Annotated in this window: 15 protein-coding genes; 7 read left to right on the top strand and 8 right to left on the bottom strand. The window is 49.8% G+C overall.

Annotated elements, in window-relative coordinates; translation table 11 throughout:
• The 5 genes from IQ219_RS06540 to IQ219_RS06520 form a co-directional block, all read right to left on the bottom strand.
• The coding region (locus IQ219_RS06540; protein ID WP_304650686.1) for a Clp protease N-terminal domain-containing protein at positions 1-667 on the bottom strand (667 nt) is incomplete at its 3' end.
• A 358-nt stretch (positions 668-1,025) separates the two neighbouring features.
• Entirely contained in the window at positions 1,026-2,207 is a 1,182-nt protein-coding gene (gene dxr, locus IQ219_RS06535; RefSeq protein ID WP_194072094.1) for a 1-deoxy-D-xylulose-5-phosphate reductoisomerase, read from the bottom strand.
• 164 nt (positions 2,208-2,371) lie between these two features.
• Positions 2,372-3,451, bottom strand: a complete 1,080-nt coding sequence (gene fba / locus IQ219_RS06530; protein WP_028949331.1) for a class II fructose-bisphosphate aldolase — start codon at positions 3,449-3,451, stop codon at positions 2,372-2,374.
• A 269-nt stretch (positions 3,452-3,720) separates the two neighbouring features.
• Positions 3,721-5,022 (bottom strand): glutamate-1-semialdehyde 2,1-aminomutase, encoded by a 1,302-nt coding sequence (gene hemL, locus IQ219_RS06525; protein ID WP_194020461.1) that lies wholly within the window; start codon positions 5,020-5,022, stop codon positions 3,721-3,723.
• 262 nt (positions 5,023-5,284) lie between these two features.
• Positions 5,285-6,436, bottom strand: a complete 1,152-nt coding sequence (locus IQ219_RS06520; protein WP_194072093.1) for a murein transglycosylase A — start codon at positions 6,434-6,436, stop codon at positions 5,285-5,287.
• A gap of 398 nt (positions 6,437-6,834) precedes the next feature.
• Here IQ219_RS06520 and IQ219_RS06515 point away from each other — a divergent pair, with 398 nt between their 5' ends.
• The 6 genes from IQ219_RS06515 to IQ219_RS06490 all read left to right on the top strand — a co-directional run bounded on the left by IQ219_RS06515 (position 6,835) and on the right by IQ219_RS06490 (position 12,485).
• A complete protein-coding gene (locus IQ219_RS06515; protein ID WP_194072092.1) occupies positions 6,835-7,488 on the top strand; it encodes an L-threonylcarbamoyladenylate synthase in 654 nt (217 codons plus the stop codon).
• Positions 7,489-7,683: 195 nt separating this feature from the next.
• Complete coding sequence (locus IQ219_RS06510; protein WP_194072091.1) at positions 7,684-8,445, top strand: nucleotidyltransferase family protein; 762 nt, start codon at positions 7,684-7,686, stop codon at positions 8,443-8,445.
• A gap of 112 nt (positions 8,446-8,557) precedes the next feature.
• A complete protein-coding gene (ctpA, locus tag IQ219_RS06505) occupies positions 8,558-9,841 on the top strand; it encodes a carboxyl-terminal processing protease CtpA (protein ID WP_194020457.1) in 1,284 nt (427 codons plus the stop codon).
• Positions 9,842-10,118: 277 nt separating this feature from the next.
• Complete coding sequence (locus IQ219_RS06500) at positions 10,119-11,531, top strand: form I ribulose bisphosphate carboxylase large subunit (protein WP_010873418.1); 1,413 nt, start codon at positions 10,119-10,121, stop codon at positions 11,529-11,531.
• Between the two features lie 169 nt (positions 11,532-11,700).
• Positions 11,701-12,111 carry a chaperonin family protein RbcX gene (locus IQ219_RS06495; protein WP_194072090.1) on the top strand — a complete coding sequence of 137 codons (411 nt, stop codon included), beginning with the start codon at positions 11,701-11,703 and terminating at the stop codon, positions 12,109-12,111.
• A gap of 32 nt (positions 12,112-12,143) precedes the next feature.
• A complete protein-coding gene (locus IQ219_RS06490) occupies positions 12,144-12,485 on the top strand; it encodes a ribulose bisphosphate carboxylase small subunit (RefSeq protein WP_190596394.1) in 342 nt (113 codons plus the stop codon).
• A 74-nt stretch (positions 12,486-12,559) separates the two neighbouring features.
• Here IQ219_RS06490 and IQ219_RS06485 read toward each other — a convergent pair whose 3' ends face one another.
• Genes IQ219_RS06485 through IQ219_RS06475 form a run of 3 tightly spaced genes read right to left on the bottom strand, consistent with a single transcriptional unit; the run spans position 12,560 to position 15,927 of the window.
• A complete protein-coding gene (locus IQ219_RS06485; protein ID WP_194020455.1) occupies positions 12,560-13,255 on the bottom strand; it encodes a DevA family ABC transporter ATP-binding protein in 696 nt (231 codons plus the stop codon).
• A 6-nt stretch (positions 13,256-13,261) separates the two neighbouring features.
• Positions 13,262-14,449 (bottom strand): ABC transporter permease DevC, encoded by a 1,188-nt coding sequence (gene devC, locus IQ219_RS06480; RefSeq protein WP_194020454.1) that lies wholly within the window; start codon positions 14,447-14,449, stop codon positions 13,262-13,264.
• Positions 14,450-14,484: 35 nt separating this feature from the next.
• A complete protein-coding gene (locus IQ219_RS06475) occupies positions 14,485-15,927 on the bottom strand; it encodes an HlyD family secretion protein (RefSeq protein WP_194020453.1) in 1,443 nt (480 codons plus the stop codon).
• A gap of 128 nt (positions 15,928-16,055) precedes the next feature.
• On the opposite strand from IQ219_RS06475, the gene IQ219_RS06470 reads away from it, so the two are divergent.
• Positions 16,056-16,706 carry a TetR/AcrR family transcriptional regulator gene (locus tag IQ219_RS06470; protein WP_190596386.1) on the top strand — a complete coding sequence of 217 codons (651 nt, stop codon included), beginning with the start codon at positions 16,056-16,058 and terminating at the stop codon, positions 16,704-16,706.
• Positions 16,707-16,822: the final 116 nt, after the last annotated feature.

Genomic DNA, 16,822 nt, shown 5'->3' with positions numbered 1-16,822 from the left:
GAGCTAGACCTTCGGCGATCGCCGTTTTACCAACCCCTGGTTCCCCAATCAGGACAGGGTTATTTTTGGTGCGGCGTCCTAGGATTTGGATAACCCGCTCAATTTCTTTCTGGCGGCCCACCACGGGGTCTAACTTGCCCTCCCCGGCCATTTGGGTGAGGTTAGAGCCAAACTCGTCTAGGGTAGGGGTTTTGGTGCGGCCAGAGGATCCTCCTCCAGCGGCCACCTCGGCGGTTTCCCCCAACATGCGGATCACCTGGGTGCGGACTTTGGAGAGATCAACCCCAAGGTTTTCTAAGACCCGGGCAGCTACCCCTTCCCCTTCTCGAATCAGACCCAACAGCAAATGTTCGGTGCCGATATAATTGTGGCCCAGTTGCCGTGCTTCCTCGAGGGAAAGTTCCAGCACCCGCTTGGCCCGGGGAGTAAAGGGAATTTCCACGGCCACAAAGCCTGATCCCCGCCCGATAATTTTTTCTACTTCAATGCGGGCATCTTTGAGATTAACCCCCATGGATTTAAGAACTTTGGCGGCGACGCCAGTCCCTTCGCCAATCAAGCCGAGCAGAATTTGTTCCGTGCCAACGAAGTTATGTCCGAGGCGACGAGCTTCCTCCTGAGCAAGCATGATTACTTTAATGGCTTTTTCCGTAAAGCGTTCAAACATAACCTGAATCCATCACCTCAGCGTGCCCTGTGTATTGCTGATTCTAACATAGCGCTTTTATTGTGCTGTTGCCCTGGGTACAGCCGTGGATGTAGGTTTAACGGTGGAATGGCGAATTGCGTCTGTGGGGTTTTCCCCACCTCAACCTTCGTAATCCTATCTCCAGACTCCCCGTTTTTGACCCTGACAACTAACAGAATTAGGGGGCATAGAGCAATGGGGGATCTCCGTTTCGACTAGTTAAATGATGAAAAATATTTTGGCGATCGCCGTAATCACTCCCTAAAAGCAACCAAACCAAAATCCCATAATAATCATGGGGCAAATAATTCTGGTCAAAGTTAAAGCTAACTACAGCCTATGGCCGGGTTGCCAAACAGGCGCTACTTTCCAACACAGTCCGCCGGGCCCATTGATCCGCTGTCAAAATGGTTTCTAGATCAGGACTAGCCGTATTTTGGCCAACGTAGAGGTCGCAGGTCTTTTCAATCAGACGGGGAATATCCAAAAAAGTGATTTTTTCTTGTAAAAACAAAGCCACGGCCTGTTCGTTAGCCGCATTTAGCACCGCTGGCATGGCGCCCCCGGCCCGACCGGCTGCATAGGCTAACATCATGCAGGGATATTTGTCGTGATCCGGTTCCCGAAAACTTAAACTACCAGCTTTAACTAAATCTAACGGTTCCCAATCGGTGTAAATTCTTTCTGGCCAGGATAGGGCGTAGAGCAGGGGCAAACGCATATCGGGCCAACCCAATTGAGCTAAAACAGAAGTATCTTGTACTTCAATTAAGGAATGGATGATGCTCTGGGGATGGATAACAATGTCAATGTGGTCGTAATCCAAGCCAAACAAATAATGGGCTTCAATCACTTCCAAACCCTTATTCATCAGAGTGGCGGAGTCAATGGTGATTTTTTGTCCCATGGCCCAATTGGGATGTTTCAGAGCATCCTGCACCGTCACAAAGGGTAAGCGCTCCACCGGCAAGTCCCGGAATGCACCCCCGGAAGCGGTGAGGATAATCCGCCTCAATCCTCCCTCCGGGACCCCCTGTAAACATTGAAAAATAGCCGAATGCTCGGAATCCGCCGGTAATAGTTTCACCCCCATTTTTTCCACCAGGGGCAACACCACCGGAGCCCCCGCAATCAACGTTTCCTTATTGGCTAAAGCAATATCTTTGCCTGCGGCGATCGCAGCCATGGTGGGCAATAATCCCGCACAACCGACAATGCCTGTAACCACACTTTCTGCATCGCCATAGCGGGCCACTTCCACGACGCCCCCTTCTCCCACTGCATATTGGGGTTGATAATCGGTTAGATCGGCCACTGCCGCTTTTAGATCGGCTAACTTTTCTTCTCGACGAATCGCAACAATTTCTGGGCGGAACTCCGCCACCTGTTCAGCTAGTAATTCAACATTGCCCCCAGCCGCTAAACCTACCACCTGGAAAGCATCGGGGTGATGGGTAACAATGTCCAGAGTTTGGGTGCCAATGGAACCGGTGGAGCCAAGGATAGAAATGCGTTTCACCATTACCGCCGTTGCTTAAGCTAAAACTAATCTTCCCAATCTTACGGGGTTGCCGGCCATCTGAGAAGGAAAAACTCCCCCAGGGTTAAACCGAGGAGGAGCAAAGTTATTTATTCTCTTTTTTCTGCTAAGCCAAAACTTAGAAACGAAAAATTAATCCCAATCTACACAGCAACAGAAGTGCGGGAAGTGGCGGTCAGCTCACCTTTAGCATATTTAGCGGCGTAGTCATCCAAGGTCAATTGCTTGATCTTAGAAGCATTGCCAGCGGTCCAGAACTGTTGATAACGGTCGGCACAAACCTGCTTCATATATTTAATGGAAGGCTTGAGGAAGTGACGGGGATCAAAGTTTTTGGGATCTTTAGCGGCGGCTTCCCGGAAAGCGGCGGTGATGGCCAAGCGGTTATCGGTGTCGATGTTCACTTTACGTACACCACTCTTGATGCCTTTTTGAATTTCTTCTACGGGCACACCATAGGTTTCGGGGATGGCACCACCGAATTCGTTGATCATGTCGATCCATTCCTGGGGAACGGAGGAAGAACCGTGCATTACCAAGTGAGTGTTGGGCAACAGGCGGTGAATTTCTTCAATGCGACTGATAGCCAAAACTTCCCCGGTGGGTTTGCGGGTAAATTTGTAAGCACCATGGCTGGTACCGATCGCCACAGCGAGGGCATCCACCTGGGTTTTGTTAACGAATTCCACCGCTTCTTCGGGATCGGTCAACAGTTGGGAGTGGTCTAACTTCCCTTCAAAACCGTGGCCGTCTTCCGCTTCCCCTTGACCGGTTTCTAAGGAACCCAAGCAACCCAATTCCCCCTCTACACTGGCCCCAACGGAGTGGGCTACCTTAACCACTTCAGCGGTTACATTGACGTTGTACTCAAAGCTAGCGGGGGTTTTGGCATCAGCTTCCAAGGAACCATCCATCATCACACTGGTGAAACCATTGCGGATAGCGGAATAGCAAGTAGCGGGGCTGTTCCCATGGTCTTGGTGCATGGCAATGGGAATGTGAGGATAGGTTTCGACCGCCCCCAAAACTAAATGGCGCAGGAAATTTTCCCCGGCATAGCTACGGGCGCCACGGGAAGCTTGCAAAATTACAGGGCTGTTGGTTTCATCAGCGGCCTGCATGATCGAAATGATCTGCTCCATGTTGTTGACATTGAAAGCGGGAATGCCATAACCATTTTCCGCCGCATGGTCTAACAGCAATCGCATTGGGACGAGAGCCATAAATCCTCCTAAGTTCTATTGCCTAATGTGTATTGGGTTCGCAAGACAAGTCTTTATATGGGTCTCATCTTAGGCTAGTTTCTGTCCCTTGACAAATTTTAATGATCTTTTTTGCCCCGCCTCAGGAAATTTGTGCTAGGGCATTGAAATCAGCCCATACCAATATCCCCACCCTAGTCCATAGCTGAATAACCACATTTTAGGATGGGGAAAAATTGTAGGTATTTAGCAATATGACCCACGGCGATCGCCATCGGGGATCAAACAGTTCAAAGGGTAGCGAATACTTCCTTAGCCACCGCAATGGTCTGGTCAATCTGGGCCTCGGTGTGGGCCAGGGAAGGGAAGCCGGCTTCGTACTGGGAAGGAGCGAGATAAATACCCCGTTCCAACATCCCTCGATGGAAACGGGCAAATTTGTTGGTGTCGGCTAGCTTGGCATCTTCGTAATTGCGCACCGGACCGGGGGCAAAGAAAATACCAAACATGGCACTGATGGAACCGCCACAAACTTCATGGCCGGCTTCTTCGGCGGCGGTTAACAAGCCACTTACCAAACGTTTGGTAATTTTATCCAGATATTCGTAGGAACCGGGCTTTTGCAAAATTTCCAGGGTTTTAATGCCCGCGGTCATGGCCAAAGGGTTACCGGACAAAGTTCCAGCTTGATACATTGGCCCTGCTGGAGCCACCATGGCCATAATGTCTTCCCGACCACCATAAGCTCCCACTGGCAAACCACCACCAATCACTTTACCAAGGGTGGTTAAATCGGGGGTAACGCCAAATCGAGCCTGGGCACCACCATAGGAAACCCGAAAGCCAGTCATCACCTCATCAAAGACCAGTAGAGCACCATACTCCTTGGTCAATTCCCGCAATCCTTCCAAGAAGCCGGCATCGGGGAGAATAAAGCCCGCATTGCCCACCACCGGCTCAAGAATAACCCCGGCGATACTGTCGGGATTTTCCACAAACAAGGCTTTGACCGCTTCCAAATCGTTATAGGGAGCCGTTAAAGTGGCCTTGGTGGTATTGCTGGGCACCCCAGGGGAATCCGGCAGGCCCAGGGTAGCCACCCCAGAACCGGCTTTCACCAGAAACATGTCGGCGTGGCCGTGGTAACAACCCTCAAATTTAATAATCTTTTCCCGGCCAGTGAAGGCCCGCATCAAACGCAACACTGACATACAAGCTTCAGTGCCGGAGTTGACAAACCGCACCATCTCAATGCTGGGCACGGCATCAATGACCATTTCCGCCAGGACGTTTTCCTGGGCACAGGGAGCACCAAAACTAGTGCCCTTATCCAAAGCTTGTTTGAGGGCATTGATCACATCGGGGTGGGCATGACCACAAATGGCCGGTCCCCAGGTGCCCACATAGTCTATGTATTGATTGCCATCTACGTCCCAAATCTGAGCCCCTTCTACTCGGTCAAAAACAATGGGCTGACCGCCGACGGACTTAAATGCCCTCACCGGGGAACTGACCCCCCCAGGCATTAAATGTTGAGCCGCGGTAAAAATTTCTTCTGACTTAGTGGTGATAAAAGGGGTTGCGTTAACCAATTCGCGTCTCCTTTGGGTGTAAAGACTGGCTATGTAAATTTATCGAAACCTGTTCCCGCATTAAAAAACAGACGGGGACAACTCCACTGTACAGAATTTTGGTGCCCCGTTGAACAAACTTCTGACGTCCTAGCTTGGAACTCTAACTCCCTGGACAGGGTTTCAAGAAGCCATAGCTTTCAACACCCATGCTTGTGACCGAATCACTCTGAGTTATGAGGAGACTTTCAGATTTTTTCCCCTAGGAAGTAGGGCAATATTGTCAGCGCAGGAGCAGATAATAAATTTGCCCGTCGTCACTCATTAAACCGGCCCGATCGCCTGGGGTTTGGCCGGTGCCCATAAAAATATCTACCCGACCGGGGCCTTTGATGGCACTACCGGTATCCTGGTCCACCACAAAACGACTAACGTTGACCTTTTGACCCCGACAATCGGGAATGGGAGCCGCTAAAACGGCGATCGCCCCTGGAGGCATGAGAGCTTTATCTGTGGCAATGGAACGCTCTGCGATGACTGGTACACCAATGCTACCTTTGGCGGGGGTGCTGGCGGAGGTTTCCTTAAAGAAGATCAGACGGTTATTGCGGGGAATAAAACGGCTTAGTTCACTGGGATTTTGCTCAAAATACTCGATTAATTTTGGCAAAGTAACTTCCCCCGGTTGAAAAATGCCTTCCTGGATAGTTTCCTTCCCCAAACTTACGTAGGGATAATCCGTCGCCCCAGCAAAGGCCACCGAACTTTGGCCGCCCCCCACCCAGTTGATTTTGGCCGAACCTTGCACCTGGATTAGATAAGCATCTAAACGGTTACGGAACCAGGCAATTTCCCGCCCTTGCAACTGACTGGATTTTCCTAGGCCATCCAACCCTTCTAATTCAGCTCTGGTGGGGTGGGGTTTAGACCACCGGGAAAAATTGGTGGGCAAACCATAGATGGGATAACGATATTCAGCAGTTCGTTGGCGGCTGGCGGTATAGACCGGCTCAAAATAACCAGTGAAATGGACTGTGCCCAGGCCGTCGTTACCGATCGCCTGATAAAACTGAAACTCCCTGGCCACAGCGGTCTGGAGAGCTTCAGGGCTGGGGGCTTGTTGCAACAAGGTCTTAAATCTCTGCAGGGAACGGGTTACCCGCTCTCTGGTCACCCCCGGTACAGAGTAATTCTGATAGGCTCGGGCGGCGCTGGCGGTTTTCAGATAGGCCAAACTATGGTCAATGGCCCGCACCAGGGACTGTTTATCCCCCGCCGAACAATGGTTCCCCCACAACTGTTCATCAAAACCCACCGTTGGCGTTAAATTTGCCCCCGTCACTGGTGTTAATGGTCGCGACTGAGCCCTTAGACCACTGGCATTGCCACCGAAAACCAACAGTAAAGCCAATAGCGGGAAAGATTGCTTAATCATTTGTTGCTTTGTCTAAATTACCTACCGCTGACGAAAGTTAAGTTTACCTGCTCCCTTGGCAATAGGGTCTGGGACGCCACCAGTCTGCAGACTAACCCATGGCCAGTTCTAGTCCAATAGCATCATTGGGAACTTTTATTTATTAACTTTTAAAAAGAAAAATCAGGTGTTCTCGATGGACATGTTTGGGTATTGTTACCAAGATAAATTCCCCCAAAATCAAGAATGATAAGTTTAAATAATGGCAGTCAAAACTATTTTAAAAATTTAACTAAGTCTTGCTCCCTGCCTAGATTACGTAAAAATTTAACTGTTTAGAAGCGTTTTTATACCTAGAGCTTCAATGGAGTGGGCTGAAAATCTCTGTTAACCTGGAGACAGTTTCAAGGGAAAACTCAATGGTTACACTAGATAAAATTGAAACAAAAATCATTAAGCTAAACTCCGGAGCAATTCCTGCCATTCAATCCGTCTTGGAGCAGGAAGCGATGGTCTTATTAGGTTTAGCCACTACCTATGTGCTAGTGGTCAATGGTGCCAGTCCCAGAGCCGTGGCTCATTTGCGGGCCTTTAAGCAATTTGATAAAGACCAACCCCTAGGCATTCTCACCCGAGGCGATCGGGCTATGGATGTGGCAAAAATTCCCCCCGCCGCCAAAAAATTGATGGGCCTTTTTCCTTTACCCATAACCCTCATTGTCGAAGCCTTGCCCCACTTAGACCCAGGCATTACCCAGGGCTTTCGCAATCTTTTTATCACCTGTCCCGATGCTTTTGTTTTTGATCTGGTGGGGGCGATGTCTTTTCCGTTGGTGTGTGCCACGGCCAAAGTAGGGGGAGAACCGGTGACTAGTTTTGCGGCAGCTAGCCGTTATTTTGAAGGCCAGGTGCCTTTAATTGGTGATGGTGGCCGATGTCGCTATGCTCGACGGGGAACATTGATCGACTGTACTTTGCCCTTACCCACCATTATGAATTTTGGTCCTATTTCCTTTGATGACCTGCGCCCCCTAATACCGGAAATCATTTTGCCCTCCCATCTGATGAAATAAATCATTCCTGCTCTGGACCATTGGGGGCAAGGCCCTATCAACTCTCCTCTTTGCCCCTAAAGCAGATTTTTTCACCTCGGTGTTGCCAAAATTACTGTCATTTAACTTGGGCTAATAGTTTAGACGGGATCATCAATTGGTAACCTATTGCCTAGGTTTTACCTCCAGTGCTAGTAATTTAACTTTTTTGATCCTATGGCCCTTTCCCCCGCAGACGTTACCGTGGTCATTTTGGCTGGGGGCTTTGGCACCCGCATTAAGCAACAGTTGTCAGATTTACCTAAACCCCTGGCCCCAGTGGCCCACCGTCCTTTTCTAGATTGGCAATTGCGGTACTTACAACAGCAAGGTTTTCGGCGATCGCTCCTTTCTACAGGTTATTTGGCGGAAAAAGTGACGGCCTATGCCCAAAATGCCGACATTGCCGACATGGCGATCGCCTGTGTGGCGGAGGAAGAACCCTTGGGAACGGCGGGGGGATTTGTCAATGCGGTTAGTCACCATAATTTTAAGGAACCCACACCGGCTTGGTTGGTACTCAACGGCGATTCCTTAATTGTGACGGATTATCGAGTTCTGTTGGCCGAATTGGCTGATGACAGGGTTGATGGGGTGATTTTGGGCGTTCATGTGCCCGACGCATCCCGTTTTGGTTCCTTGAAAGTCAATGGGCAAGGGGAATTGGAACAGTTTGCCGAAAAGCAGGGAGGGGCAGGGGTAATTAATAGTGGAGTTTATCTCCTTGGCGATCGCCTTTTAGCCCAGTTTCCCGATCGCCGGCCCCTAAGTTTTGAGTACGACGTGTTTCCCATATTGTTGGCCCAGGGAGCAAAAATCAAAGTCCATGCCGTTGAAGCTCCCTTTTTAGACATTGGCACTCCGACAACCTTGGCCCAGGCGGGGGAATTTATCCAGTCTCTGGAAATATTTAACTCCATAGATGACCAGGGGAAATAACGCCCAACCGTAATTACCCCCTAGGCAAAAAAGGAGCATTCCCGTTGACATTAGCTAAAATGAGAACTCAGCTAAGTTTTGTAAATTTTGGTTTACGGGGGCAGGCATCGGAATGGGTAAACAGACAAGGCGGTTATGGGCTTTAGCTTTCTCTTTGGTCATTGGGGCTGTTATTTATCTGGGCAATACACCGCCGGCCCTGGCCTTCACCGAGGAACAAAAGCTCCTGTTGCAATCTTGGCGCCTGGTGAATCAAGCCTATCTCGATGAAACCTTTAACCATCAAAATTGGTGGTTGTTGCGGGAAAAGTACGTTAAACGCCCCCTCCGGGACCGGGAAGAAACCTACACGGCGATCGAGGAAATGCTCGCCACCCTAGATGAACCCTTTACCCGCCTACTGCGTCCAGAACAGTACGGTAATCTCCAGGTGACCACCACCGGCGAGCTATCGGGGGTAGGTCTGCAGATCAACATCAACCCGGAAACTAACCAATTGGAAATTATGGCCCCCCTGGCCGGTTCCCCAGCGGAGGAGGCCGGCTTGCAACCCCATGACCAAATTCTGGCGATCGACGGCGTGGATACCCAAACCCTGAGCTTAGACGAAGCGGCGGCCAGAATGCGGGGTCCAAAGAACACCAAGGTTTCCCTAGAAATTCTCCCAGCGGGCACCGAAGTCCCTGAAAAACTTACCCTGACTCGGCAGTTAATTTCCCTTAGTCCCGTGGTGGCCCGATTAGATGATTCCCGCCCCGGTCAATCGGTGGGTTATATTCGCCTGAGCCAGTTTAGTGCCAATGCCTATAGAGAAGTGGCCCACGCTCTCCACCAACTTCAGGAACAAGGGGCCGACGGTTATGTCTTGGACCTACGTAACAATCCCGGTGGCCTACTCCAGGCCGGTATTGACATTGCTAGGTTGTGGCTGCCGGAAAGCACCATTGTCTATACCGTTAATCGCCAAGGCACCCAGGAAAGCTTCACTGCCAGTGGAGAAGCGATAACCGATCGCCCCTTGGTGGTGTTGGTCAACCAGGGCACCGCCAGTGCCAGCGAAATTTTAGCCGGTGCTTTGCAGGATAATCACCGGGCCACGTTAGTGGGAGAAAAGACCTTTGGTAAGGGTTTAATTCAATCCCTGTTTGAGCTTTCCGACGGGGCCGGCATCGCCATTACTGTGGCCAAATACGAAACCCCCGAACATCACGACATCCATAAACTGGGCATCATGCCCGATGAAGTGGTGGAGCAACCCCTGATCAGCTTTGCAGAAATTACTTCCCCCACTGATTTGCAATACCAAGCCGCCCTAGATTTGCTCACCGGAGGGGTGGCGATCGCCCATAAATCCTCTGCAATCCCCGCCATGGCAACGGCTCACAAGCCCAACTAATCACCATTTAGACAAAACATCAGAAATTCTAATCAGAAAGTCCAAAAATTGTAATTTAAAAAACAGTCAATGGAGAGCATTGCCATAAGTAAAGGCATCCCCTGCGTGATAAGATGACCTTCAGAAAACAGATAGTTGCTGGGTTATCGCAGATTCTTCTTGCAACCAAATAACTGTAAATAATGACTGTCTCTGGGGCGACGGTAGGCTTTATTATGCCAAATTTCGCCCGTGGGAGAAAGCTAGGCTATTCAATGTTTATGGAGGACTGACCTAGATGGTACAAGCCAAAGCAGGGTTCAAGGCGGGCGTACAAGATTATCGCCTGACCTACTATACCCCCGACTACACCCCCAAGGATACCGACCTGCTCGCCTGCTTCCGTATGACCCCCCAACCGGGTGTCCCTGCTGAAGAAGCCGCTGCCGCGGTGGCCGCTGAGTCTTCCACCGGTACCTGGACCACCGTTTGGACTGACAACCTAACCGATTTGGACCGCTACAAAGGTCGTTGCTATGACCTGGAAGCCGTTCCCAACGAAGATAACCAATATTTTGCTTTTATTGCCTATCCTCTAGATTTATTTGAAGAAGGTTCCGTCACCAACGTTTTAACCTCTTTGGTCGGTAACGTATTTGGTTTTAAAGCCCTGCGGGCTCTCCGTTTAGAAGATATTCGTTTCCCCGTTGCTTTAATTAAAACCTTCCAAGGCCCCCCCCACGGCATCACCGTTGAGCGGGACAAATTAAACAAATACGGTCGTCCTCTCCTCGGTTGTACCATCAAACCCAAACTTGGTTTGTCCGCCAAAAACTACGGTCGGGCCGTTTATGAATGTCTCCGGGGTGGTTTGGATTTCACCAAAGATGACGAAAACATCAACTCCCAGCCCTTCATGCGTTGGCGTGATCGTTTCCTCTTCGTTCAAGAGGCGATCGAAAAAGCCCAGGCTGAGACCAACGAAATGAAAGGTCACTACCTGAACGTCACCGCAGGCACCTGCGAAGAAATGATGAAACGGGCCGAGTTTGCCAAGGAAATTGGCACCCCCATCATCATGCACGACTTCTTCACTGGTGGTTTCACCGCTAACACCACCCTGGCTCGCTGGTGTCGGGACAACGGCATTCTGCTCCACATTCACCGGGCAATGCACGCCGTAGTTGACCGTCAAAAAAACCACGGGATCCACTTCCGGGTTCTGGCCAAATGTCTGCGTCTATCCGGTGGAGACCACCTCCACTCCGGGACCGTGGTCGGTAAATTGGAAGGGGAACGGGGCATCACCATGGGCTTCGTTGACCTCATGCGGGAAGATTACGTTGAGGAAGATCGTTCCCGGGGTATTTTCTTCACCCAAGACTATGCTTCCATGCCTGGCACCATGCCCGTAGCTTCCGGTGGTATCCACGTTTGGCACATGCCCGCGTTGGTGGAAATCTTTGGTGATGACTCTTGCCTCCAGTTTGGTGGTGGTACCTTGGGTCACCCCTGGGGTAACGCTCCCGGTGCAACTGCTAACCGGGTAGCTCTAGAAGCCTGTGTTCAAGCTCGGAATGAAGGTCGAAACCTAGCCCGGGAAGGTAATGACGTAATCCGTGAAGCTTGTCGCTGGTCCCCAGAATTGGCCGCGGCTTGTGAACTCTGGAAAGAAATCAAGTTCGAGTTCGAGGCCATGGATACCCTCTAAGCAGTGTTCAGTTGTCAGGGAACAGTTATCGGTGAGTTTTGACTTAATTTGAAGTGCTCATTCGTTAGTGGCTAACAGTTATAACTGCCAAAATCAGTTAGTAACTTACGGCATAGCGTTTTGACTGATAACTGTTTAACTGATACCTGAAAACTGATGGGGGTCGTTCATGCAAACTAAGCACATAGCACAGGCAACGGTGAAAGTACTGCAAAGTTATCTCACCTACCAAGCCGTTCTCAGGATTCAGAGCGAACTAGGGGAAACTAACCCTTCCCAGGCCATTTGGTTAAACCAGTATTTGGCCAGCCACAATATTCAAAATGGAGAAACGTTTTTGACGGAACTCCTGGATGAAAATAAAGAGCTAGTGCTCAGAATCCTGGCGGTTAGGGAAGACATTGCCGAGTCGGTGTTGGACTTCTTGCCTGGTATGGCCCGGAGTAGTTTAACGGAGTCCAACATTGCCCATCGTCGCCATTTGCTTGAACGCCTGACCCGCACCGTGGCCGAGGTGGACACTCTCCCTTCCAAAAGCCTCGACCGAGAATCAGATTCTAATGATTCTCCCCCGTCCTAACGTAGTCATCAGCAAGGAAAACTTTTAAATCGATGAAAACTTTACCCAAAGAGCGCCGCTACGAAACCCTTTCCTACCTTCCCCCTTTAACGGATCAACAAATTGCTAAGCAAGTTGAGTTTCTGTTAGACCAAGGCTTTATTCCTGGTGTGGAATTTGAGGAAGATCCCAAACCCGAAACCCACTTCTGGACTATGTGGAAACTGCCTTTATTTGGTGGCGCCACCGCTAACGAAGTTTTGGCTGAAGTACGGGAATGCCGTTCTGAGAACCCCAATTGCTACATTCGCGTGATCGGTTTTGACAATATCAAACAGTGTCAGACTGTGAGCTTTATTGTCCACAAACCCAACCAAAATCAAGGTCGCTACTAAGTTACGGCTTTGCTAATTGCTTAATGCTGACCTAAATCCAATATTCTCCCCGCTTCGGCGGGTTTTTTATTGCTTTAAACAACCGCAGGTTGCCGGGAAAGATGGCCATCTTCTAAATAAACAATCCGATCGGCAATATCTAAAATACGATTGTCGTGGGTGATTAATAACACTGTACAGCCCTGTTCCTTGGCTAGTTTTTGCATGATATTGACCACATCCCGACCAGATTTTTTGTCCAATGCCGCGGTGGGTTCATCGGCCAATACCATTTTGGGATGGCTAATGAGGGCCCTGGCGATCGCCACCCGTTGTTTTTGACCACCGGATAAATCGCCAGGATAGTAATGTAAACGATCTGCCAAACCTACTTGGTCTAACATCTGGGCTGCCCGGTGATGGCGTTCCGTTTTAGGAATTTTGCCGGTGATTTCTAGGCCCATCTGGACATTTTCCAAAGCAGTTAGACTGTGGTGTAGGTTGTGAGCCTGGAAAATATAGCCGTTATTGCGCCGATTGTTAACCAAGATTTTTTCGGTAGCGTCACATAATTCCTGCCCTAATACTTGTAAACTGCCTTCGTGGGCCGCCCGCAGTCCCCCAATTAGGGTTAATAATGTCGTTTTTCCTGAACCCGATGGGCCGGTCATAATGACAATTTCCCCGGCGTGAATATCTAGGTCAATGTCAAATAACACTTGTTTACGGAGATCGCCACTGCCGAAATAGTGGTTCAGTTGACGAATAACAATAATGGGAGGATTGTTCATGGCATTTTAGGCAAAAATATCGGCGGGATCGGCGGCTTGGAGACGACGGGCGGCTATCACACCGGAGAAGCTACACATCACCAGGGTTAAAACAAAAACAAAAACTGCCCGGCCCACAGGCATAAAAATTGGTAACGCCGTAGCAAAGGCCGTCAGTCGGTAGGCCCCCAAGGCGATCGCCAAACTGGGGATAAAACCCAGAACGGAGAGAATCAGAGCTTCTTCAAAAATGACTCCCAATAAATACCGTTGCCGATAGCCCATGGCCCGAAAGGTGGCATATTCCGCTAGGTGACTGTTGACATCAGTGGAAAGCACTTGATAGACAATCACCGTACCAACAATGAAACCCATTACTGTGCCTAAGCCAAACACAAACCCAATTGGCGATCGCCGTTGGATATAATCAATCTCAAACTGGACATATTCTTCGTTGGTAAAAACCAGCACATCATCGGGGAGATAATCGGATAACATTTCCCGCACGGATTCGGGATCAGCATCGGGTTGGAGATAAATTAAGCCCATGCTTGGAGTGTTGGCTTGACGCTTGGGAAAAAGCCTTAAAAAAGTCTCTGTACTGGTCATCAATGCCCCATCATCGGCGAAGGATGCTCCCACACTAAATAATCCCGTTACGGTGACGGTGTTTGTGCCAATTTCCGTGGTTACCAGTTCCCCCCGTTCTACCTGCTCCACCATTTGGTCGTAGCGGCCTCGGGATTTTTGATCGAATAACACCGTATTGGGTAAGGTTAATTGATCCAATTGTTGATTAACCACCGGCAAATCCAGCGCAACTCGATGGGGATCTTGACCGATAACTAACATGGGGGTCTTTTCCCTGGTTTGGGGATTACGCCATTGCACGGAACTAACATAAAGCGTATCAACGGATTTCACCCCCGGCACATCGAGGGCTTGGTACAAACGACGACGGGAAAAAGTCTGTAATTCGTTGAAATTATCCGCTTGATTACTAATCATTACCAAATCCGTTTGTAGCGTCCGGGGATATTGGGTATTAGTACGATACAACGCATCGGCAAAGCCCAATTGCATAAAGATCAACACATCGGCAAAGGTAATGCCGGCGATCGCCGTCAGTAGTCGGAGGCGGTCATGGTTGAGTTGTAAGAGACCCAGTGGGGTGCGATCCCGCAGGGTATGGAGCAGTCGACGAAAACGAAACATGGGATAAACCGGGGGTATTGTTCAAAAATGCGCCCTTATTGCACCGGGGTTTGGATGGTGACGGTGACTTGCAAGTTAGTTAAATTCTTCACCCGTTTAGAACTTTCGGGATCAAGCTCAATGCGGACCTCAATCACTTTGGCGTCAATATTGGCGGCGGGATCTTCATTCACAATGGTTTGGCGTTGCACCAGCGGATCAATCCGTTGCACCCTGCCTTGTAAGGGTTCATCCAAAATAGGGGAGGTGATTTTTGCCATTTGCCCAAGCTGGATGCGGCTAATATCCCCCTGGTAAACTTCGGCGATCGCCATCATTTGTTGGGTTTGGCCGAGACTAACAATGCCTTGATCCGCAATTTTTTCACCGGGATGGGTATAAATTTCGAGAATTTCCCCCGCCTCTGACGCAGTAATCACCGTTTGGGCCAAGTCCGTTTGGGCTTTTTGCACCGTCGCTTTAGCCCTTTGCACTTCGGCCTCGGCCACCTGCACATCCACTGGACGCACGTTGGCTAAACTTTCCCGCTGGGCTTCTGCTTCCTGCACCGAGGCAACTCCAGTTTTTTGCAACCGTCGCAGGTCAGCTTGGGCAGATTTGATTTGTTGGGGAAAAGTCTGATTGAGACTGGTTAATTCCGTTTCAGCGGCGTTAATCTTTTCCACGGAGGTGCGGTTAACACGGTTTAAATTGGCCTGATTTTCCTTAACCTGTTGCTGTAAACTTTCCACCGCGAGGGCTTTGCCATCAAACACCGATTCGGAAATGGCCCCGGCAGTATAAAGCTGTTGATAACGTTGATACTCCATTTTTGCGTTGGCCAATTCCCCTTGCAGTCGTTGTAATTTGGCTTGAATTTCCGCCCGTTCTCCCTGCCAATCCGCTTGCAGTTGTTTCAAGGTTGCCTGTTGAATTTGGCGATCGCCGTCCCACTGGGCTTGTAAACGTTTAAGCTCTGCATTTTTGGCTTTGACATCCTCTTGCCATTGGGCTTGACGTTGGCTAATTTGGGCCGATTGAGCCGTAATATCTTCATCTTTTGCCCCCGCTTTGACCTGGGCCAAGCGAGCTTCCGCCACCTGCAAATCCCCTTGGGCCTGGATTAACCCAGCCTGCCATCGATCCCGACCACTTAACAGGGCAATGGTTTGGCCCGCTTCCACCCGATCGCCCACCTTGACCAACAATTTTTCCAATCGGGTTTCCTGGCTAGCGGTGGAGGCACTGAGATAAATCATTTCCCCTTGGGGTTCTAAACGACCTAGGGCAGTAACGGTGGGCAAGGGGGAAGGAATAACTTCCATCTCAACGGGTTCCGTCTTTGGTATGAAGGGTAACCATCCTTGCTGAGCGGCGATTGCCCCGAACAATGTCAACCCAATTAGCCCAACACCAATCTGCCAACGGCCAAAAGGAGACTTTTTAGCCAATGGTTTAGCCGGAGCAGATGTTTGAAAGTCCGTTGCAATTGATCCCATTTTGCTCCCCTGGGGTGAAAGCTTTATATTTTTATTTTACTACACCGTTTAGTAAAGTTGACTATACCGTTTAGTAAACTAGAGGAAGGAGAGTCCCCTTGCTATGCTGATGAAGAGATGAAGATCCGATGCAAGCCAAACCTGTGAACGAGTTAGACCCGATTAAACCGCTACGCCCCAGCAATGACAAAGCCGAACAAATTCTGGACGGTGCCTTAAAAATTTTCACAACCCAAGGGTATGCGGCGGCCAGTATGGATCGCATCGCCAGGGCGGCGGGGGTCTCTAAACCTACCCTCTACAGTTATTTTCAGGATAAGGAAGGATTATTCATGGCCTTGGTGCAGAACCTAAGCCAAAGTTGTGATCCCCTGTTTCCCCATCGACCGGCGATCGCTGATGTGGATTTGCCCCCGGAAATGTTTTTGCGTCAATTGGCCGATAAAGCCCTGACCGGGTTTGCTCAGAATCCGGCCTTATTAACCCTGATTCGCTTGATCATTGGCGAATCCGAACGGTTTCCGACCTTAGCCCAAAGCTTTGTGCGGGAAATCCAAAAACCAATGTTAGAAAATTTAGCTATTTACCTCGGTTCCCAACCCCAACTCCATTTCCCTGATCCAATGGTGGCCGCTCGAATTTTTGCGGGGTCTTTAGTGCATTTTTTAATTGTGCAAAAGTTAATGCAAGGGGAAGATATTCTGCCCCTGGAGAGCGATCGCCTGGCGGATGGATTGGTGGCGTTGATGATGGCCGCAGGAAAAAAGCGCGATGTTTAAACGCTTAATTGAGAGGCTAATCAAATATTATTTCCTTGCTGACGTTCTTGCAGTTGACGGCGAATGTCGGTATGCACAGCCCTGGTAATAGGATAAAAAATAGCGAGGATTAATCC

The organism is Synechocystis sp. LEGE 06083 (genome assembly GCF_015207725.1).
GTDB classification, from domain to species: Bacteria; Cyanobacteriota; Cyanobacteriia; order Cyanobacteriales; family Microcystaceae; genus Synechocystis; species Synechocystis salina.
Note: the sequence above shows the minus strand (reverse complement) of the source record. Positions and strands in the feature narration are given on the sequence as shown.